Origin of the sequence: Microbacter sp. GSS18 (assembly GCA_029319145.1) — a bacterium.
Classification (GTDB): domain Bacteria; phylum Actinomycetota; class Actinomycetes; order Actinomycetales; family Microbacteriaceae; genus Microbacterium.
In genome coordinates, this window is sequence record CP119753.1 from 3,823,398 (window position 1) to 3,843,070 (window position 19,673).

Genomic DNA, 19,673 nt, shown 5'->3' on the forward strand with positions numbered 1-19,673 from the left:
GCCCCGCCGGTCAGGCGAGGGCGTCGACGATCGGGCGGAACTTCACGCGCGTCTCGACGAGCTCGGACTCCGGGTCGCTGCCGGCGACGATGCCCGCCCCCGCGAAGGCGGTGACCGGGATCGTGTCGGCGTACGGCGCGCCGCCGCGGACGGGGTCGACCGCGATCTGCGCGCACCGCAGGGCGATCGCCCATTCGCCGTCGCCGGCGGCATCGATCCAGCCGACCGGGCCGGCGTAGCGACCGCGGTCGAACGGCTCGAGCCGTCGGATGAGGCCGAGCGCGGCGTCCGTGGGAGTGCCCGCGACGGCCGCGGTCGGATGCAGCGCCGAGACGAGATCCAGCGCACTGGTCCCCGGCGCCACGTCTGCGGAGACGTCGGTCGCGAGGTGCCAGACGTTCGGCAGCTTCAGGGCGAACGGCTGCTCGCCGGCCGACAGGGCGCTGGTGTGGGGGCGGAGTGAGGCCAGGACGCTCTGGACCGCGTACTGGTGCTCGTCGAGATCCTTGGCCGACGTCGACAGCGTGATCGAAGCCTCGGCGTCGGCGTCGGGGTCGGCGCCGCGCGGGATCGTGCCCGCCAGCACGCGCGCCGAGGCGATGCCGTCGGAGACCGTCACCAGGGTCTCGGGGCTCGCGCCGATCAGGCCGTCCACAGCGAAAGCCCATGTGTCGGGATAGCCGTCTGCGAGGGCCCGCGCGAGGCGCCGCACGTCTGCCCCGACCGGGATCGTGCCGGCGAGATCGCGGGCGATCACGACCTTGCTGACCTCGCCGTCGGCGAGGGCGGCCAGTGCACCGCGCACCGCTTCCTGGTATCCGGCCGGATCGAGTGCGCCCGGACCGATCGTCGCCGACCAGTACGGTCCGAACGCGGTCGGCTCGACCGGCTCGTGCGACGGTTCCTCGTCGACGGCGATGTGAGTCATCCAGTACCGGTCGCCGTGGCGGCCGATCACGGTCTCGGGCACGATGAGGCGGCTCGACGAACCGGAGCGCTCGTCGAACGCGAAGGATCCGAACGCGACCAGTCCGGTGCCGGGCAGTCCCACGGGATCGTCGATCTCGGCGTGCCGGGCGAACAGGCGCCACGCGTCCGCCGGCGACGGCGACGACGAGCCGGGCGGCGGCGACCATGCGTCGCGTCCGCCGAAGCCCATGCGCAGCGCCTCGCCGATGCCCACCATGCCGTCGCCGCGACGCTGCCACACCAGGGGCGAGCTCGGCGATGCGAAAGAGAGCAGGTCCGGCACGGGGCCGATCTCCCGGGTGCGGGCCACCAGCCGTGGAGGTCGCGGAGAAGCCGGGTCGTGCACGTCACCAGCCTAGACTCGCCGCGACGACCCCCGGCGCTGTGCGTCGGTCGCGCCGCGGCGCAATAGGCTCGGAGGATGAGCCGAACCGATGTCGACCGCCCGGAGCCGGGCACGCGCCTGCTGTTCCGCTGGCGCAAGTTCGACGGCGGCCCGCACTGGATCCACGAGTGCGTGTACCTGGGGACCGACAGATGGGGTGACTGGTTCGGGCAGCTGCCTGGCTGGCACAGCTCGCGCCCCGGGCGCGACTTCGTGCCGCAGCATCCGAACGTCACCCTCATCCCGCCGACCGGCGACTACGCCTACACGCACAACGCCGCACCGCATCGGACGCGCGTGTACATCGACATCGCATGGGACGTCCGGTGGCGCGACGGCGAGCCGACCGGGATCGACATGGACCTCGACGTCGTCGACCGCGCCGAGACCGGCGTCTACATCGACGATCGCGACGAATGGGACGAGCACCGCGTCGCCTACGGCTACCCGGGCGAGCTCGTGTCGAAGCTCGAGGCGCTCGCCGAGGACCTCGAGCGCCGGGTGATCGCCCGGGAGGAGCCGTTCGATCTGGAGACCGCGGATGTCTGGCTGGGCCGGCTCGCCGCCCTCGGGCTCGGACCGTCCCACCACTGACGCCGGCGGCGCGGATCGCGGCCCGCGCCGCGCCCGTAGACTCGAGGCGTGACCTCCTCCGACCCCCAGCCGAACCGCGCCGACCTGGGCAAAAACCCCGCCGCCGTCAGCGGCATGTTCGACGAGGTGGCCCAAGGATACGACCGCACGAACACCGTGCTGAGCATGGGCAACGACCGGCTGTGGCGCATCGCGACGACGCGCGCGGTCGACCCGCGGCCGGGACAGCGCATCCTCGACCTCGCGGCGGGCACCGGCGCCTCGAGCGTGTCGCTCGCCCGCAGCGGCGCCGACGTGGTCGCCGCGGACTTCTCGCAGGGGATGATCCGCGAGGGGCGGCGCCGGCACGGCGACGTCCCGAACCTGTCGTTCGTGCAGGCTGATGCCACCGACCTGCCGTTCGCGGACGGCGAGTTCGACACCGTCACGATGTCGTTCGGCCTGCGCAACGTCAACGAGCCGAAGAAGGCCCTGGCTGAGCTCCTGCGCGTGACCAAGCCCGGCGGCCGCATCGTCGTGTGCGAGTTCTCGCACCCGCCGTCGGCGGCCTTCAACGGCCTGTACCGCTTCTACAACGACCGGGTGCTGCCCGCCGTGGCCCGCGCGGTGAGCTCGAATGCCGACGCCTACGACTACCTGAACGAGTCCATCAAGGACTGGCCTGATCAGCAGCGCCTCGCTGCCTGGATCCGCGAGGCGGGCTGGATCGGCGTCGCGCACCGCAACCTCACCTGGGGGATCGTCGCGCTGCATCGGGCGACCAAGCCGCCGGCCGTGTGACGCACGGGAGGACCGGGGCTCATGTCGCCGGTAGGCTGGGACGGTGACTCCCTCAGCCTCGGCCTCGGGCTCGCACCTGGCGAGCAAGCTGGGCCTCAGCGACCGCGTCTTCGCCGGTCCGCGGTCGCGGCGACTGCTGAAGACGGTCGAAGAGGGGCTCGCCACGGTCGACCGTGCACTCGAGGTCGAGCTGCGCGTCGCCGATTCGCTCGCCGACGCGACCAGCCGCTATCTCTACGACGCGGGCGGCAAGCGTGTGCGGCCGATGCTCACGGTCCTGGCCGCGCAGCTCGGAAACGGCGCGACGGACGGCGTCATCGACGCCGCCGCGGCCCTCGAGATGACCCACTTGGGCTCGCTGTACCACGACGACGTCATGGACGCGGCCGACAAGCGCCGCGGCGTCCCCAGCGCCCATGAGGTGTGGGGCAACAACGTCGCGATCCTCACCGGCGACCTGCTCTTCTCGCGCGCGAGCCAGCTCATGGCGCGCAACGGCGAGCGCGCGATCCGGCTTCAGGCCGACACGTTCGAGCGTCTGGTGCTCGGGCAGATGCACGAGACCGTCGGACCGCAGGAGGGCGACGACCCGGTCGCGTTCTCGCTGCAGGTCCTCGCCGACAAGACCGGGTCGCTGATCGCCGCCGCCGCGCAGTCCGGCGTCATCTTCTCGGGCGCTCCCGACGAGTACGCAGAGCCGCTGGCGACCTTCGGCGAGAAGGCGGGCGTCGCCTTCCAGCTGCTCGACGACGTCATCGATCTGTCGGCCGACCCGGACGAGACCGGCAAGGTGCCCGGAACCGACCTGCGCGCCGGGGTGCCGACCATGCCGTACCTGCTCCTCGGACGACGCACGGACGCGGCGTCCCGCGATCTGCATGCCCGCATCGACGAGGGCGTCGCCCGCATCGCCGACGGCGCCGATCCCGGCATCCTCGACGGCCCCCTCGGCGAACTGCGGGACCACGACGCGACCGAGGAGACCCGTGAGCTCGCACACTCCTGGTCGGACGCGGCCATCGACGCGCTGACGCCCCTGCCGGACGGGCCCGTCCGCGAAGCGCTGACCCGCTTCGCGCAGGCGGTCTCGGACCGCTCCAGCTAGAGACGCGGCCCCGGCCGCACGGCATTCCGCCCGTCGCCCTGCCGCGATCGGGCTCCACGAAAGGACCACACATGACCAAGCTCCGGCTGGCCATCGTCGGCGCAGGCCCGGCGGGCATCTACGCCGCCGACATCCTTCTCAAGGCCGAGCGCAAGTTCGACGTCTCCATCGACCTGTTCGAGCAGCTCCCCGCGCCATACGGTCTCGTCCGCTACGGCGTCGCCCCCGATCACCCGCGCATCAAGGGCATCATCACGGCGCTGCGCGAGGTGCTCGACCGCGGCGACATCCGCATCTTCGGGAATGTCCGCTTCGGCGAGGACATCACCATCGAGGACCTCAAGCGCCACTACAACGCGGTGATCTTCGCCACCGGCGCGATCCGCGACACGGGGCTGAACATCCCCGGCATCGACGCCGAGGGCTCGTACGGCGCCGCGGACTTCGTCAGCTGGTTCGACGGGCACCCCGACGTGCCGCGCGAGTGGCCGCTGGACGCCGAGTCGGTCGCCGTCATCGGCAACGGCAACGTGGCCCTCGACATCTCGCGCATGCTCGCCAAGCATGCCGAAGACCTCCTGCCGACCGAGATCCCCGACAACGTCCATGCGGGCCTCGCTGCGTCGAAGGTCACCGACGTCCACGTGTTCGGTCGGCGCGGACCCGCGCAGGTGAAGTTCACGCCGCTCGAGCTGCGCGAGCTCGGCGAGCTGCGCGACGTCGACATGGTCGTCTACGACGAGGATTTCGACTATGACGAGGCGTCCCGCGACGCCATCGCCAGCAACAAGCAGGTCATGGTCATCGACCGCGTGCTCCAGGCGTGGCGCAAGCGCGAGTCGGTCAACAACGCCGGCGGAACGGCTTCGCGCCGTCTTCACCTGCACTTCTACGCCAAGCCCCTCGAGGTGCTCACCGACGACGACGGGCACGTGCGGGGGCTGCGCTGGGAGCGCACCCGCCCCGACGGCGAGGGCGGTGTCGTCGGCACCGGCGAGATCCGCGAACTCGAGATCCAGTCGCTCTACCGCGCGGTGGGCTACTTCGGGTCGCCGCTGCCGGGCGTGCCGTTCGACGAGCACCACGGCGTCATCCCGAATCGCGAGGGACAGGTCCTGCGTCCCGAGTCCAACGAGCGCGTGTCGGGGATGTACGCCACCGGCTGGATCAAGCGCGGCCCGGTGGGCCTCATCGGTCACACGAAGTCCGACGCGATGGAGACGATTCGACACGTCATCAACGGTCAGGGGTCGTGGTGGCAGCCGGCGGATCCGTCCGAGGGTGCGATCCCGGCGCTGCTGGCCGAGCGCGGCGTGATGTGGACCGATCTGGCGGGATGGCACCGTCTCGACGAGCACGAGATCGCCCTGGGCGCGCCGCACGAGCGCGCGCGCATCAAGGTCGTCCCGCGCGACGAGATGGTCGCGATCTCGCGCGGCGAGTAGCGGCCGCCGTCAACCGCTCCGGCGGTCGGTCGTCAGCGCGGCGACACCCGCCACGAGCGCGATCGTCGAACTGGCGATGATGACGGCGATCATGGGCGTCGCGGTGTCCTCGCCCCACAGACCCACGAGCGGCGAGACGATCGCGCCCACGGCGAACTGGCCGGCGCCGATGAGCGCCGAGCCGGACCCCCGTGCGCGATCAGCGCGCGCGAGGGCGAGCGCCGATGCATTGGACATCGTCAGCCCGACGCCGCCCGACAGGAGGAAGGCCCCGGCGATGAACGTGGCGGGGACCAGCAGGCCGGCCGCGGTCAGCACCGCGAACCAGAGCCCCGCGGCCAGCGCCGTGGCCAGCCCGACGGCGAACATCCTCTCTGGGCTCACGCGCACGGCGATGCGCGCATTGAGGAGGTTCGCGAGCATGATGCCGACGGCCCCGGCCGCGAACCCGAACGCGTAGGCCACCGGCGACATCCCCACCACCACCTGGCCGACGAACGGCGACGCCGAGATGTAGCCCATCAGAGCCCCGAAGCCGACCGAGAACGACACCATCAGCAGCACGAACGTGCCGTCCCGGAGCAGCCCGCCGAACCGTCGGATCATCACCCCCACGCCGCCGCGATGGCGCTCCTCCGGCGGCAGCGACTCGGGGATGACGAGCCACGCCAGCACGAGCATCGCCGTCGCGATCGCCGCGAGGAATGCCAGCACCCCTCGCCAGCCCCAGATCGACGCGAGGATGCCTCCGATCGGCGGCGCGACCAGCGGTGCGATCGCGACGAGGCTCGCGATGAGACTGAGCGCGCGCACCGCCGTCCGGCCCTCGCTCAGGTCGGCGGCGATCGCGCGCGACACGACCACGCCGGCCGCGCCGCTGAACCCCTGGACGAAGCGCAGCCCGACGAACACGTCGATGCCCGGGCTGAACGCCATGGCGATGCTGGCGGCGGCGAAGACGGCCAGCGCGGCCAGCAGGACGCGTCGTCGCCCGAACCGATCCGACAGCGGCCCGAGCAGCAGCTGACCGGCTCCGATGCCGACCAGGAATGCGGTGAGGGTGAGCTGGACCGAGGAGGCGCTGACGCCCAGGTCGGCCGAGATGTCGGTGAAGGAGGCCAGATACGTGTCCGTCGCGAAGGGCGGGACGGCCGCGAGGAAGCCCAGCGAGACCAGCAGGCCTCGTGTCATGCGCGGGGTGAGGGGCATCGGCGCGCGATCCTCAGCGCGCACCCAGCGTGACGTTCGAGACCTCGGTGAGTCGCGGGTGCCGCTCGTCGCCCTCGACGCGCCCCGACACCCAGTGCAACTGCAGACCGTCGTCGGCGTCGCGCAGCACCGAGAGGTTGTTGTCGAACCAGGGCCCCGAGATCGTCCCCCACGAGAACGGCGCATCGGGGACCTTCACCGAGCGCGCGGCGGCGATCCCGAACGGCTTGGCGACTCCGTAGGACATCAGCACCGAGAACCAGCGGAGCAGGATCGGCAGCGGATTGCGCACCGGTGAGCACACGGCCTGGACGATGCGGGAGCCGCCCTCGCGCTCCACCTCGGCGACGTACGAGTAGTGAACGTCGCCCGCGAGAAGCGTCACCGTCTCGGGTGCTTCGCCGCGTCGACCGTCCGCGATCTGCGTGACGACCTCGGCCAGCTGCTGGAAGCTCTTCTGCCACGCCGCCCAGTGCTCCAGGTCGACGGCCTGCCGAAGCTTCTCTCCGATCCAGGCGAACCCCCGCCCCCACGCGCCCTGCGAGATCGCCTCGTCCCAGGCCTCGACGTAGTGCAATCCGACGGGCAGCAGGAAGGGGAGCGATGTGGCGACGAGCACGTGGCGGAAGCCGCCCTGCAGCTGCCCGTCCACCCACTCCCACTCCTTCGCATCGACGAGGGCGCGGTGGTCCGGGTCGAGGTTGCGCGCGGCGCGCGAGTCGATGACGGCCAATCTCACGTCGCCGAAGTCGCGCACATAGCTGAACCGGTACGTGGTGGGCTCTTTGTCGACACGGTCGGCGAAGGCGTCGAGCGCGTCGCTCAGGTCGAGCTCGTCCGAGCCGTCGTGGGCGGCGATCATCTGCCAGATCTCATCGGCTGCGCGCTCGTCGGGCGACAGGTTGCCCACGTGCTGATACACCCAGTACGAGGCGAGACCGGCGACGATGCGTCCCTGCCACCACGACGTCGCCTGCATCCTGCGCTTCCACGACAGCGACGCGTTCCAGTCGTCGCGCACGTCATGATCGTCGAAGATCATGGCGCTCGGCACTGTCGACAGCAGCCACCGGTTCGCGTCGTCCGACCACGCCAGCCGGTACAGGTGCGCGTACTCTTCGTAGTCCTTCAGCTCCTTGCCCGGGGGCTCCTTGATGTCGCGCCGCCGCCGGATGAACTCCTGCATCGGCTTCGTCGTGATGTCGGCGTAGACCTGGTCGCCGAGCAGCAGGATGAGGTCGGGCCGCGGCGCGGCATCCTCCGCGAGCGCCAGCGCGAAGGTCCGCATCGCGTCGATGCCGTGGGTGCGGTTGCCGCGGGCATCGTGGTCGACGCTCGTCCGGCACGACCCCCACGCCATCGTCAGGCGCGGCTCGTCCGGCAGCGTCGCAATGACCGGTGCCGGGAGTTCGGCATCCGCAGGTGGCCAGACCGCGGCGCCGTCGATCCGCACGGCGTAGGGGTACTCCCGCGCCGGCGCGAGGCCGGCGACCTCGACGAGCGCGTAGTGGTGCCCGTGGACCCGGAAGGTCGGCGCGCTCCATTCGCGACCGTCGGCGTCGATGGTCACGCGCGCCGCGTCTGCCGTCTCGACCCAGACCGCCGCCGAGGTCTGGTCGGTGTAGCGCAGGATCGGGCCGAGGACGAGGGGCGACGAGGATGCCATGCTCCATTCCTATCGGCATCCGGCCGTTCTCGGTCCCGAGCTTGACAACACCGGTGGCTAGGCTGACCGCATGGCCGACGAGTGGATGCCCGACATCCTCGGCGACGGGTTCGAGCAGCGCACCCTCGATCTCGGGCAGGACGATCAGGGCCCTGTCGTGGCCACGCTCGTGCGCAGCGTCCCGTCGTGGTTCGCGTCGCTCGGGCGCCCGCTCGCCGATGTCGACGTGCTCTACGTGCACGGGTGGAGCGACTACTTCTTCCAGGTCGAGCTCGCCCGGTTCTGGACCGGCCTCGGCGCCCGCTTCCACGCGCTGGATCTGCGGCGATACGGGCGGAGCCTGCGCGAGGGCCAGACGCCGGGATACGTGTCGTCGCTCGACCTGTACGACGGCGATATCGAGGCGGCGCTCGCCGCGATCGGACACGGCGAGGGGGCCGCGCCGAAACGGCGCCTCGTGCTGCTGGGGCACTCCACCGGAGGGCTGACACTGACGCTCTGGTCGGCGCGGCATCCGGGGCGTGCGAGTGCGCTGATGCTCAACAGCCCCTGGCTCGAGCTCCAGGTCGGCGCGATGGCGCGCCAGACGCTCGAGCCGCTCGTCGGCATCCGTGCGCGTCTGGATCCGCTGGGGTCGCATCCGCTCGTCGACTTCGGCTTCTACACGCGCGCCCAGCGCGAACTCGGTACCCTGCCCGACCGTGACGAGCGAGCAGCGTGGCGTCCGGAAATCGGGTTCCCGACCCATCCCGGATGGCTCGCCGCGATCTTCGAGGGCCACCGCCGCATCGCGGCGGGCGTCGACGTCGGCTGCCCCGTGCTCGTGCTGCTGTCGACCCGCACGACGGCGCCGTTCGCGTGGAGCGAGGCGATGACCGCGAGCGACTCGGTGCTGGTCGTCGACGACATCGCGCGCAGCGCGACTCGCGTCGGACGGCTGGTCACGATCGGACGCATCGAGGGGGCCGTGCACGACGTGTTCCTGTCGGCGCCCGAACCGCGGGGCGAGGCGTACCGCGTCATGCGAGAGTGGATCCTCGGAGTCCGGATGTGATCAGCCATTCACTCGTCGGCGCCGAACTCCTAGGGTGGTGCGCATGAGACGCGACCACTGGCGGCGGGTGAACGAAGCACTGGATCCCGAGACGGACTTCGTCGAGATCTACGGCAACCTCGTCATGCGCGAGTTCCCGTGGGATATGAACCAGTCCCTCAGCTTCGCGCTGTTCCGCACATATGCCGTTCCCGGTATCGGGCGGCTGCTGGACGAGACGGGGGAGTTCACGAAGCGCACGCAGAAGCGCTACGACGACACCGCACTGCTGCTCGAGGTTCCCACGCGTCTCGGATTCGCCGACCCCGAGGCGCGGTCGGCGATCCGTCGCGTCAACCTGATGCATCGCGCCTACGACATCCCCGACCACGAATTCCGGTACGTCCTGTCGACGTTCGTCGTGGTGCCCAAGCGGTGGGTGGACGCCTACGGCAAACGTCCGTTCACGGAGGGCGAGCTGACGGCATCCGTGAACTACTACCGGACGCTCGGCAAGCACATGAACATCCCCGACGTTCCCGACACCTACGACGGGTTCGCCGAGCTCATGGACGATTACGAGGCCGAGCACTTCGCGTTCGACGAGGGCGGACGCCGCGTCGCCGACGCGACGCTCGCGCTGATGCTGACGTTCCGTCCTCGAGCGCCGAAGAAGGTGATGCACGCCTTCAGCCGCGCGCTCATGGACGATGCGCTCCTCGATGCGTTCGGGTACGACAAACCGTCGCGCGCGGTGGTGGCGCTGTCGCGGGCCGGGGTGCGGCTGCGCGGGCGCATCGACGGCCTGCTGCCGCCGAACTCCGAGCCGACCCGTGTCGAGGACCTGCCGTGGATCCGCAGCTACCCCGACGGCTACCGCGTCGACGACCTCGGCACGTTCCCCACCGGATGCCCCGTGCCGCACGAGCGCGGCTGACGGCACCCGCTCCCGCCGCTCCCGCCGCTCCGCTCCCGCGGCACCCGCCCCGCACCCGCGAACGTCGGAGAATCGCGCAAATGTCGGATGATTCTGCCCCGAATCATCCGGCGAAAGCGCGCTGGTCCGACGTTCGGATGCCGCCCGAGGCGAGGGTTCGCGCGCGCCGGTCGGACTAGCGCTCGTCGGACCCGCCGCGCCCGACGAGTTCGAGACCGGCCCCCGCGAACTGGCGGAGCGTCGCGTCGGGGAGGAAGGCGCGCGTGAGGGCTGCGCCGATCCGCGGCAGATCGGTCTCGTCGCGGTAGAGCAGGTGCATCGTCTCGTACCGCGGGTGGAACTTCTCTTTGAACCGGTGAAGCGACCGGAAGCCGTAGACCGGCTCGAGGGCGTCGGCGAGCCTGTCGCTGAGGTCGGCGATGACGCGGGCATCCGGCGGGTACTCGTGGGCGAGCGGCGCTCCCGACAGCGAGAGGAGATCGGCTCCTTCGTCGCGGAAGTGCGCGGCCGACTTGCCGATCAGGTACTCCATCACGGGCGGGAATCCGCCGTCGCGGCGACGCATGAGATCGAGCGTCCAGCCGCGCACCGACCCCTCGCCGTAGACGGGCAGCCACGAGAGGAACCCGTCCACGTCGCCGTTCGGGGCGATCGCCAGCGCGATCCGCACCTCGGGGTCCTCGGCCTGCTCGAGCGATCCGAGGGTGAAGCCCATCTCGGGCAGCCCCTTGTCTCCGACCCACATCGCCGAGATCGCGTGCAGCTGTGCGCGCACGCCCCAGGGCTCGTCGTGCAGCCGGGTCATGCGGAACGTCATGTCCTCGCGTCCTGCCCGGTTCATCGAGGTGCGGATGGACGCCCAGCGCTTGCCGGTGTAGGTCAGTCCGGGGAGGTCCACGATGGTGTCGTCGGCGACGACGAGACTGCGCCAGGTCGGCGGGACCGCGGCACGGGTGGCGTCGCTCGCGCTGAAGAAGCACGGGGTGAGCCCGGCGCGCTCCGCTGCGGCGACGAACTCGGCGACGGATGCCGCACGTCCGGCGGCCGGGCCGAGCGGGTCCGCGAGGGCGAGTGCGACGCCGGCACGTCGCTGGTATGCGACGAGGCCCGTCGACGTCCGCGCGTAGCTCATGCCGTCCCACGTCGTCATCCACGACAGCGTGCCTCCGCCGGAGGCGCGGAGGAGGCCCCGCGCCTCCTCGGCGGTCGGTGGCGTGCCCGCGACGAGCGTGCGCTTGCGGCGGGAGGGGAAGGCTGCACGGACCCAGACGAGATAGGTCAGCAGGACCAGCGCGAGGCCCGCGGAGGCCAGTTCGAGCGCGAAGCTCTCGTCGAAGAGGGTGTGGAGATCGAACATGCCCACGGTCGCCAGAAGCGCCGAGAGGGCGACGGCGATGAGCACATTGAGACCGAGCAGCGTGACAGCGACCACCCACGCCCACCGCCGGGCGCGGCGGAGGCCGTCCGCGATCAGGGCGATCACCAGCACGTCGAGCGCGGTCGTCCACAGCGAGCCGGCGAGCGGCTCGGAGGTGCCGAACGGGCCGTCGGTCGGCACGAGCGCGAACAAGACCTCGACGGCGGCGAAGGTCAGCAGTCCGATGAACGCGATCAGTCGCTGCTCGCGCACGGTCGAGCGCTGCACGTGCAGCGACCGGTCCACCACGAGCACGAGGACGAGTGCCAGAGCGTGCTCGAGATCCGCGACGGTCCCGAGGAACAGCAGGCCGACCAACGCGGCGGCGATGACCACCAGGAGCACCCGCACCCGCCACGGCGACGCGAAGAGCCCGGCGGCCGCGGCCATGCACGCGAACGCGCCTCCGCTCGGGCCGACGTCGAGCGTCGCCGCCTGCTCCGCCGCCCAGGACCATCCGGGGACGAGCGAGAAGATCCAGAGCAGCAGGGCGGCGCCGAAGATCGCGAAGAGCTGGCCGACCGCGTAGTAGGCGAGCGCGGCCCTGGATCCGCGCAGGTACTCGAGGACGGCGAAGCCCCACAGGCCGAGCACCGTCGCGACGTACACCCATGGCTGCACGACGAAGAACGTCCCCGTCACCGGCGTCCACCAGCGCCCGGCCTCGAACGCGGGCAGGCCGTATGCGACGACTTCGAAGGCCGCGCTGTCCTCGAACGGCGTCCACAGACCATGCCACACGACGCCGCACGCGAGGATCAGCGCGAGGAACACCCCGGTCGCGGGCAGACGCCGCAGCACTCCCCGAATCCTCACGGCCGTGCCCGTCCTGATCGGTTCGTCCGGACACCGTGCGAGCAGAGGGCGACCTCAACGGATGCCGGAGTATCGGTCATGAGGTTCACCGTATCGGGCTCCGGCTTCCCCACCCGAGAGTCGGAGAATCTCGCGAGAGTCGGATGATCATCTCCCCGCACGTCCTGCGGTAGCGGGCGACCCCGGCGCCCGATGCCGCGCGGGGGCTTCCCCCATCTGCGGAGCCCGTGGCCGCAGACGGTGCGAGGATCGAGGTGTGGAAGAAGCGACCGTCACCGGGTTCGTCGGGGTCTATCACGCCGACGGCGGGCCGATCGGCGAGCTCAAGTACGTCGTCGGCCATATGCTCGGCATCGCGCACTGCGCGCTGTGCGACATCACGCACACGTGGCGGCGCAAGCCCGCGTGGGATGCGATGGTCTCGCGCCTGGGCGTGCCGTTCGAGCTGCGTCACCTGAACGAGCTCGACGACGACATCCGCGACGCCCTCGAACCCCACGGCACGCCGGCGGTGCTGATGCGCACGGACGCGGGACTCGAACTGGTGCTCGGCCCGGCCGACCTCGAGCCTCTCGGGGGCGAGGTCGCCGCGTTCGAGTGCGCCCTCGCGGAGCGCGTGCCGTCGCTGGCGAGCGCGTCGCGCGCGTCCGCGTGCGACTGACGCTCGGCAGCAGGATGCGGCCGGGCGCTTGAGTGACGGACAATCGGGTATGACCGAAGCAGAACGCCACGCCATCGAGCACGAGTGCGCCCGTCTGGTCTCGCTCTATGCGAACCTCAACGATGCGGGGCGCTGGCAGGAGGTCGCGCAGCTCTACACGCCGGCGGGGCGCATGGCGAGACCGACCGCGCCGGATGCCTGGATCACCGGAAGAGCGGCGATTCTGGAGGCGTTCCTGTCGCGGCCGCCGCGAACCACCCGGCACGTGTGCAGCAACGTGGTGATCGACGTCACGGATGCCCGGCACGCGACCGGGGAGTCGACGATGCTGCTGTTCACCGCGCCCGACAAGCCGCCGCTGGTCGGCTACTTCCTCGATCGATTCGAGCGGACCGATGAGGGATGGCGATTCGCCGAACGGCGGGGCGGTCTGACGTTCTGAGCGGGGTGACCGCGAGGGCGCGCTACCGGTAGTTGACGAACTGCAGGTCGACGTCGAGGTCGGCCGCCTTGAGCATCCGGATGACCTCCTGCAGGTCGTCGCGGGACTTCGACTGGACGCGCAGCTCGTCGCCCTGGATCTGCGACTTGACCGACTTCGGGCCCTCGTCTCGGATCAGCTTGCCGATCTTCTTGGCATTCTCCTGCGAGATGCCCTCCTTGAGCGAGGAGACGATGCGGTACTCCTTGCCGCTGGCGACGGGGTCGCCAGACTCGAGGCTCTTGAGCGAGATGCCGCGCTTGATGAGTTTGGACTGGAACACGTCCAGCGCCGCCTTCGCGCGCTCCTCGCTGTTCGCCTTGATGAGGATCGCCTCGCCGCTCCACGCGATGGAGGTCTCCGTGCCACGGAAGTCGTACCGCTGCTCGACCTCCTTGCGCGCCTGGTTGAGCGCGTTGTCGGCCTCCTGGTGGTCGACCTTGCTGACGATGTCGAACGAAGAATCAGCCATGGGGAGATCCTAGTCGCCGCGGGCGGATGCGTCCCGAGCTCGTCCTCGGCCTGTGTGCAAACGCTTACATGGGACCTTGGTCCCGTGGAGGTTCCGGAAATGTCGCGGAAACATCACGTCCCGATATCAAACACGAGAAACTGTTTTGCGTTGAGCGCAACCCGGGGTAAGAATGTAAGCGCTTGCAAAAAACATGCGACGGGGTCGAAGAAGCCGCTCAAGCTGGCCGGCCCCGCCTCATCCAGCAGAGAGGCTAGAGACACCATGATGGTGATCAGGAAGAGCGCCGCGATCGCGGCTCTCGCGGCAGGAAGCATCCTCGTCCTCGCGGGCTGCTCGTCAGGCTCGTCGAGCGATGAGACCACCGCCCCCGTCGACGGCGGCGAGCTGACGGTCTGGGTCGACTCGGACCGCGCGGAGGCGCTCCAGGACGTCGTGGCCACGTTCGAGGAGGAGACCGGCTCGACCGTGAACCTCGTCATCAAGGACAACTCCAAGATCCGCGACGACTTCACGCAGGCGGTTCCGGCCGGCAACGGCCCCGACATCACGATCGGCGCGCACGACTGGCTCGGCTCGCTCGTGCAGGACGGCCTCGTCGCCCCGCTCGAGCTCGGCGACAAGGTCTCGGAGTTCGAGGACGTCGCGATCCAGGCGTTCACCTACGACGGCCAGGTCTACGGCCTGCCGTACGCGACCGAGAACGTCGCGCTCATGCGCAACGTCGACCTCGCCGCCGAAGCGCCCGCGGACTTCGACGAGATGATCCAGATGGGCAACGACGCAGGCACCCAGTACGCGTTCGTCGTCGGCCTCGATCCGGCCAACGCCGACCCGTACCACCTGTACCCCTTCCAGACGTCGTTCGGGAACTCGGTGTTCGAGCAGAACGCCGACGGCTCGTACACGTCGACCCTGACGATCGCCGACGCCGCGGGCCAGGACTTCGCGACGTGGCTGGGCGAGCAGGGTGCTGCCGGCACGATCAACCTCAACCTGACGCAGGACCTCTCCAAGGAGGCCTTCAACGCGGGTGAGTCGCCCTTCATCATCACCGGTCCGTGGAACGTGGCCGACTCGCAGGCCGCCGGCATCAACATCGCCGTCGACCCGATCCCGTCGGCCGGTGGCGACACCGCCCGTCCGTTCGTGGGCGTGCAGGGCTTCTACCTGAGCGCCAAGAGCGAGAACACGATCCTCGCGAACGAGTTCATGGTCAACTACCTCGGCACCGAGGACGTCCAGTACGCGCTGTACGAGGCGGGCAACCGTCCCCCGGCACTGACCGCGGCGTACGAGGCGGCCTCGTCCGACCCGATCATCGAGGGCTTCGGCGCCGTGGGCGCCGAAGGTGCTCCGATGCCCAGCATCCCCGAGATGGGCAACGTCTGGGAGTTCTGGGGTGTCGCCGAGGCGAACATCATCAATGGTCAGGACCCGGAGTCGACCTGGACCAAGATGGCCGACGACATCCAGGCCAGCATCGACGGCTGACAGTGAGTGCGAGGGGGTGGCTGACAGGCCGCCCCCTCGTCCACTACCGTGACCGACAGGCAGACAGGAGTCGAGGATGACCGGGGCCACCACTGAGGATCCGAAGCAGCAGGAGGACCCTCGAGCGGCCAAGCGCAGAGCACGGGCGCAGGCTTACGCCGAAGCGGCAGGAGCGGGCTGGAAGGTCTGGCTGGCGAAGATCGTGATGCTCGGCATCATCGACGCCGCGTCGGTCTACGCGATCTTCGTACTCGCGGCATCCGGCGAATGGCTCGTCGGCGCGATCGTCGCTCTGGTCACCATCGCGGTCAACTACATCTACCTGCGTCCCGGGCTGCTTCCCGCGAAGTACCTCACCCCGGGGCTCATCTTCCTCTTCGTCTTCCAGATCTTCGTCGTCCTCTACACGGTGTACATCGCGTTCACCAACTACGGCTCCGGCCACAACTCCGACAAGGAGGACGCCGTCAACGCGCTGCTGCTGCAGTCGCAGACGCGCGTCGAGGAATCGGCGGCCTACCCGACGACGATCGTCGAGAACTTCGGCAGCTTCTTCCTGCTCGTCACCGACCCCGACACCGGCGAAGCCCTCATCGGCGGCGAGGAGCAGCCGCTCGAGCCCGTCGCGGATGCCGAGTTCGACGGCAGCAAGGCGGTCGCCGCGCCCGGCTATACCTCGCTCGACTTCAGCGGCATCATCGCCAACCAGGGCGCGATCGCCGACCTGAGCGTGCCGCTCACGGACGATCCCAATGACGGCTATCTCAAGACAACCGATGGATCGACGTCATACGTCTTCATCTCCAACATGGAGTGGGACCCGGTCGCCGACACCATGACCAACAAGACCACCGGAGTGGTCTACCGCGACATCGGCACCGGTGCGTTCACCGCCGACGACGGCACCGAGATCCTGCCCGGATGGGTCGTCACCGTCGGATTCGACAACTTCGCGCGAGCCTTCACGAACCAGGACATCCGCGGCCCGTTCATCGCGGTCACGCTCTGGACGTTCGCTTTCGCGATCCTCTCGGTGGCGACGACCTTCATCCTCGGTCTGTTCCTCGCGATCGTCTTCAACGATCCACGGATGCGCAGCAAGAAGTACTACCGGATCATCATGATCCTTCCGTACGCGTTCCCGTCGTTCCTGTCGGCGCTGGTGTGGGCGGGTATGTTCAACCAGGACTTCGGCTACATCAACCAGGTGCTGCTCGGCGGCGCCGACATCGCGTGGCTGCAGGATCCCTGGCTGGCGAAATTCTCCATCCTCGTCGTGAACCTGTGGCTCGGCTATCCGTACATGTTCCTGGTGGCGACGGGTGCCCTGCAGTCGATCCCCGAGGACATCCAGGAGGCCGGCAAGGTCGACGGCGCGGGGGTGTGGCAGGTCTTCCGGCTCATCAAGTTCCCGCTGCTGCTGGTGTCGCTCGCGCCTCTGCTGATCTCGTCGTTCGCGTTCAACTTCAACAACTTCAACCTCATCTACATGCTCACCGGAGGTGGGCCGAGGTTCCCCGACGCACCGATCAACATCGGGCAGACGGACATCATGATCTCGATGGTCTACAAGACGGCCTTCGTGGGATCGATGCGCGACTACGGTCTGGCGAGCGCGTTCTCGATCATCATCTTCATCATCGTCGCCGCGGTCTCCTATATCGGATTCCGTCAGACGAAGGTGCTCGAGGATCTGAACTGAGCCGGCGGAGGAGTTACTGACATGAGCTTCGAAGACCCCATCACCCCGGGCAGCCGGCCGGCGCCCCACGGTATCTCAGACACGGTGACCCGCGCAGAGGGCGCGTCCACCGAAGAAGTGGTCACCCCATCGGCCAGCGCCGGCGAGCGCGGCGCCAAGGAACCGCGCCGCCCGTTCGGCAAGTACTTCCGCGAGACCGGCTGGCGCCACCTCATCGGCATCGTGATGCTGGTGTTCGCCGGCTTCCCGCTGGTGTACATCCTGTCGGCGTCGCTGAATCCCGGCGGAAGCCTGCTGACCGCGAACGGCTTCTTCCAGGTCATCAGCTTCCAGAGCTACATCGACCTGTTCGGAGACCCGTTCCGTCCGTTCGGTGCCTGGCTCGGGAACACGATCTTCATCGGGCTGGCCACGGCCATCGGCACCGTGTTCCTCGGCGCCCTGGCGGCGTACGCGTTCTCGCGCATGCGGTTCCTCGGCCGCCGCTCGGGCCTGCTGACGCTGCTCCTCGTGCAGATGTTCCCGCAGATCCTGGCGCTCGTCGCGATCTTCCTCCTGATGTCGGCGATCTCCGACATCTTCCCGGCCCTCGGACTGAACTCGCAGATCGGCCTGATCATGGTGTACCTCGGCGGTGCGCTCGGTGTGAACACGTACCTCATGTACGGGTTCTTCAACACGGTGCCGGCGTCGATCGACGAGGCGGCGAAGATCGACGGCGCCGGGCACGCGAGGATCTTCTTCACGATCATCCTGCGCCTCGTCGCGCCGATCCTCGCGGTCGTGGGCCTGCTGTCGTTCATCGCCACGACGAACGACTTCATGATCGCCAGCGTCATCCTCGTCGAGCCCGACAAGCAGACGCTCGCCGTCGGCCTGTATCAGTTCGTCTCGGAGGAGCAGTCGAAGAACTGGAGCCTGTTCTCGGCCGGCGCCGTGCTGGCCGCGATCCTGCCGATGGCGCTGTTCCTCTCGATCCAGCGCTACATCGCGGGTGGCCTCACGGCAGGCTCCGTGAAGTAAGCGGATGTCGCGACGCGTTTCACTCGTCGCGGGCCCCGCGGCCGTCCTCGTCGCCGGCGCTCTCCTCCTGGGAGGGTGCACGGCGGCCGAGGGCGTGCCCGTGCCCGCGGCGCCGGATGCCGGGGTGCAGCTGTTCGAGCGGCCCTGGACCTCGATCGCCGAGGAATGCGAGACCACGATCGGTCCGGCGGGGTTCGGCTGGGTGCTGACCTCTCCGCCGCAGGAGCACATCGCGGGGACCGAGTGGTGGACGTCGTATCAGCCGGTGAGCTACCTGCTGGAGTCCAAGCTCGGCTCCGAGGACGAGTTCGCCGACATGGTCGCGCGGTGCGCGGCATCCGGTGTCGACGTCATCGCGGATGCCGTGGTCAACCACATGGCCGGCATCGAGAGCGGCCTCGGTGTCGCGGGCACCGCATTCACGCACTATTCCTACCCCGGCCTCTACAGCGAGGGGGACTTCCACCACTGCGGGCTGACACCCGACGACGACATCGCCGACTACACGTCCCGTGAGCAGGTGCAGACGTGCGAGCTGCTGAACCTCGCCGACCTCGACACCGGGGCGCTGGGCGTGCAGGGGACGCTCACGGGATACCTGTCGCACCTGCTCGACCTCGGAGTCGCGGGGTTCCGCATCGATGCGGCGAAGCACATGGCCGCCGATGACGTCGCCGCGATCGTCTCCACACTGCCCGAGGACACCGTGATCATGAGCGAGGTGATCCGCGGGTCGGCCGGCGAGCCGATCCAGCCCGAGGAGTACACCGGCTTCGGCGACGTCTTCGAGTTCCAGTACGCCCGCGATCTGTCCCCGGGCCTCGCCGTGGGCTTCCCACCGGAGCCCCAGCTCGGCGACGAGCGTCCCCTCCACGTCCCGTCGGAGTCTGCGATCGTGTTCATCGACAACCACGACACCGAGCGAGGCGAGGCAGGGCTCACCTACGTCGACGGCGGGCTCTATCTGATCGCCAACGCCATCATGCTCGCGGACGACTACGGCACGCCGGTGGTCTATTCGGGGTACGCGTTCAGCGACCGCGACACCGGTCCGCCGCAGGACGCCGATGGCCGGGTCATCGGCTGGACCTGCGACGGCGTGACCGGGCCGCAGGACTCGTACGGCGACGGCGACGGCGTCTGCACCGAGGCATGGACGGCGATCGGCGGCATGCTGGAGTTCCGCGCGTACACGGGCGACGCGCCGCGGCTGCCCGGGGTCGGCGACGGCCCGGTCTCGGGCTTCGAGCGCGAGGGTCGCGCTCTGCTGCTGGTCAACCCGACCGATGCAGAGGCCTCGGTCACGGTCGACGCCGGTCTGCCGTCGGGCGAGTACTGCGACGTGATCTCGGCTGGTCGTGGGGCCGCAGAGGAAGGCGGATGCCGCGGCGCGACCGTGACGGTCGCCGACGCGCAGGTCACCGCGACGGTGCCGGCCCTCGGCGCGGTGGCGATCCACGTCGGCTCCCGCCCCTGACGGCGGT

17 protein-coding genes are annotated in these 19,673 nt (G+C 69.5%); 12 read left to right on the forward strand and 5 right to left on the reverse strand.

The window, feature by feature from the left end:
* Nucleotides 1–10 precede the first annotated feature (10 nt).
* Nucleotides 11–1,279 (reverse strand): isochorismate synthase, encoded by a 1,269-nt coding sequence (locus P0L94_17745; protein WES64296.1) that lies wholly within the window; start codon nucleotides 1,277–1,279, stop codon nucleotides 11–13.
* A gap of 111 nt (nucleotides 1,280–1,390) precedes the next feature.
* Between P0L94_17745 and P0L94_17750 the strand changes: the two genes are divergently transcribed.
* The 4 genes from P0L94_17750 (at nucleotide 1,391) to P0L94_17765 (ending at nucleotide 5,278) form a co-directional block, all read left to right on the forward strand.
* Nucleotides 1,391–1,948, forward strand: a complete 558-nt coding sequence (locus P0L94_17750; protein WES64297.1) for a DUF402 domain-containing protein — start codon at nucleotides 1,391–1,393, stop codon at nucleotides 1,946–1,948.
* Between the two features lie 48 nt (nucleotides 1,949–1,996).
* The gene (locus tag P0L94_17755; GenBank protein WES64298.1) at nucleotides 1,997–2,728 is read left to right on the forward strand and encodes a demethylmenaquinone methyltransferase; all 732 of its coding nucleotides are present in this window, start codon (nucleotides 1,997–1,999) and stop codon (nucleotides 2,726–2,728) included.
* 43 nt (nucleotides 2,729–2,771) lie between these two features.
* A complete protein-coding gene (locus P0L94_17760) occupies nucleotides 2,772–3,833 on the forward strand; it encodes a polyprenyl synthetase family protein (protein WES64299.1) in 1,062 nt (353 codons plus the stop codon).
* Between the two features lie 71 nt (nucleotides 3,834–3,904).
* Entirely contained in the window at nucleotides 3,905–5,278 is a 1,374-nt protein-coding gene (locus P0L94_17765; GenBank protein ID WES64300.1) for an FAD-dependent oxidoreductase, read from the forward strand.
* Between the two features lie 9 nt (nucleotides 5,279–5,287).
* Here the strand turns inward: P0L94_17765 and P0L94_17770 are convergent, their stop codons facing one another.
* The gene (locus tag P0L94_17770; GenBank protein ID WES64301.1) at nucleotides 5,288–6,487 is read right to left on the reverse strand and encodes a multidrug effflux MFS transporter; all 1,200 of its coding nucleotides are present in this window, start codon (nucleotides 6,485–6,487) and stop codon (nucleotides 5,288–5,290) included.
* A gap of 13 nt (nucleotides 6,488–6,500) precedes the next feature.
* Nucleotides 6,501–8,153 carry an alkaline phosphatase D family protein gene (locus P0L94_17775; GenBank protein WES64302.1) on the reverse strand — a complete coding sequence of 551 codons (1,653 nt, stop codon included), beginning with the start codon at nucleotides 8,151–8,153 and terminating at the stop codon, nucleotides 6,501–6,503.
* A gap of 70 nt (nucleotides 8,154–8,223) precedes the next feature.
* On the opposite strand from P0L94_17775, the gene P0L94_17780 reads away from it, so the two are divergent.
* Together P0L94_17780 and P0L94_17785 are read left to right on the forward strand one after the other, a co-directional pair.
* Nucleotides 8,224–9,207, forward strand: coding sequence for an alpha/beta hydrolase (locus P0L94_17780; GenBank protein WES64303.1), 984 nt, complete (start codon nucleotides 8,224–8,226; stop codon nucleotides 9,205–9,207).
* A 43-nt stretch (nucleotides 9,208–9,250) separates the two neighbouring features.
* Entirely contained in the window at nucleotides 9,251–10,123 is an 873-nt protein-coding gene (locus tag P0L94_17785; protein ID WES64304.1) for an oxygenase MpaB family protein, read from the forward strand.
* A 175-nt stretch (nucleotides 10,124–10,298) separates the two neighbouring features.
* Here the strand turns inward: P0L94_17785 and P0L94_17790 are convergent, their stop codons facing one another.
* Entirely contained in the window at nucleotides 10,299–12,341 is a 2,043-nt protein-coding gene (locus tag P0L94_17790) for a DUF2156 domain-containing protein (GenBank protein ID WES64305.1), read from the reverse strand.
* 271 nt (nucleotides 12,342–12,612) lie between these two features.
* Between P0L94_17790 and P0L94_17795 the strand changes: the two genes are divergently transcribed.
* Nucleotides 12,613–13,017 carry a hypothetical protein gene (locus P0L94_17795; protein ID WES64306.1) on the forward strand — a complete coding sequence of 135 codons (405 nt, stop codon included), beginning with the start codon at nucleotides 12,613–12,615 and terminating at the stop codon, nucleotides 13,015–13,017.
* A 49-nt stretch (nucleotides 13,018–13,066) separates the two neighbouring features.
* Nucleotides 13,067–13,459 carry a nuclear transport factor 2 family protein gene (locus tag P0L94_17800; protein ID WES64307.1) on the forward strand — a complete coding sequence of 131 codons (393 nt, stop codon included), beginning with the start codon at nucleotides 13,067–13,069 and terminating at the stop codon, nucleotides 13,457–13,459.
* A gap of 22 nt (nucleotides 13,460–13,481) precedes the next feature.
* Here the strand turns inward: P0L94_17800 and P0L94_17805 are convergent, their stop codons facing one another.
* Nucleotides 13,482–13,970: a YajQ family cyclic di-GMP-binding protein gene (locus P0L94_17805; protein WES64308.1), complete on the reverse strand. Its 489-nt coding sequence runs from the start codon at nucleotides 13,968–13,970 to the stop codon at nucleotides 13,482–13,484.
* 264 nt (nucleotides 13,971–14,234) lie between these two features.
* Between P0L94_17805 and P0L94_17810 the strand changes: the two genes are divergently transcribed.
* From P0L94_17810 to P0L94_17825, 4 genes are all read left to right on the forward strand, one after another.
* Nucleotides 14,235–15,464, forward strand: a complete 1,230-nt coding sequence (locus P0L94_17810) for a maltose ABC transporter substrate-binding protein (protein WES64309.1) — start codon at nucleotides 14,235–14,237, stop codon at nucleotides 15,462–15,464.
* 76 nt (nucleotides 15,465–15,540) lie between these two features.
* Nucleotides 15,541–17,166: an ABC transporter permease subunit gene (locus P0L94_17815; GenBank protein ID WES64310.1), complete on the forward strand. Its 1,626-nt coding sequence runs from the start codon at nucleotides 15,541–15,543 to the stop codon at nucleotides 17,164–17,166.
* A 21-nt stretch (nucleotides 17,167–17,187) separates the two neighbouring features.
* Nucleotides 17,188–18,189 (forward strand): sugar ABC transporter permease, encoded by a 1,002-nt coding sequence (locus P0L94_17820; protein WES64311.1) that lies wholly within the window; start codon nucleotides 17,188–17,190, stop codon nucleotides 18,187–18,189.
* Between the two features lie 4 nt (nucleotides 18,190–18,193).
* On the forward strand, nucleotides 18,194–19,666 hold the full coding sequence (locus P0L94_17825) for an alpha-amylase family protein (GenBank protein WES64312.1): 1,473 nt from the start codon (nucleotides 18,194–18,196) through the stop codon (nucleotides 19,664–19,666).
* Nucleotides 19,667–19,673: the final 7 nt, after the last annotated feature.

What these genes read in the sequence shown, in the direction of transcription:
- P0L94_17765 (WES64300.1), top strand. Translation starts at nt 3,905, where the DNA reads ATGACCAAGCTCCGGCTGGCCATCGTCGGCGCAGGCCCGGCGGGCATC.
- P0L94_17780 (WES64303.1), top strand. Translation starts at nt 8,224, where the DNA reads ATGGCCGACGAGTGGATGCCCGACATCCTCGGCGACGGGTTCGAGCAG.
- P0L94_17825 (WES64312.1), top strand. Translation starts at nt 18,194, where the DNA reads ATGTCGCGACGCGTTTCACTCGTCGCGGGCCCCGCGGCCGTCCTCGTC.
- P0L94_17770 (WES64301.1), bottom strand. Translation starts at nt 6,487, where the DNA reads ATGCCCCTCACCCCGCGCATGACACGAGGCCTGCTGGTCTCGCTGGGC.
- P0L94_17800 (WES64307.1), top strand. Translation starts at nt 13,067, where the DNA reads ATGACCGAAGCAGAACGCCACGCCATCGAGCACGAGTGCGCCCGTCTG.
- P0L94_17775 (WES64302.1), bottom strand. Translation starts at nt 8,153, where the DNA reads ATGGCATCCTCGTCGCCCCTCGTCCTCGGCCCGATCCTGCGCTACACC.
- P0L94_17785 (WES64304.1), top strand. Translation starts at nt 9,251, where the DNA reads ATGAGACGCGACCACTGGCGGCGGGTGAACGAAGCACTGGATCCCGAG.
- P0L94_17815 (WES64310.1), top strand. Translation starts at nt 15,541, where the DNA reads ATGACCGGGGCCACCACTGAGGATCCGAAGCAGCAGGAGGACCCTCGA.
- P0L94_17805 (WES64308.1), bottom strand. Translation starts at nt 13,970, where the DNA reads ATGGCTGATTCTTCGTTCGACATCGTCAGCAAGGTCGACCACCAGGAG.
- P0L94_17820 (WES64311.1), top strand. Translation starts at nt 17,188, where the DNA reads ATGAGCTTCGAAGACCCCATCACCCCGGGCAGCCGGCCGGCGCCCCAC.
- P0L94_17750 (WES64297.1), top strand. Translation starts at nt 1,391, where the DNA reads ATGAGCCGAACCGATGTCGACCGCCCGGAGCCGGGCACGCGCCTGCTG.
- P0L94_17810 (WES64309.1), top strand. Translation starts at nt 14,235, where the DNA reads ATGATGGTGATCAGGAAGAGCGCCGCGATCGCGGCTCTCGCGGCAGGA.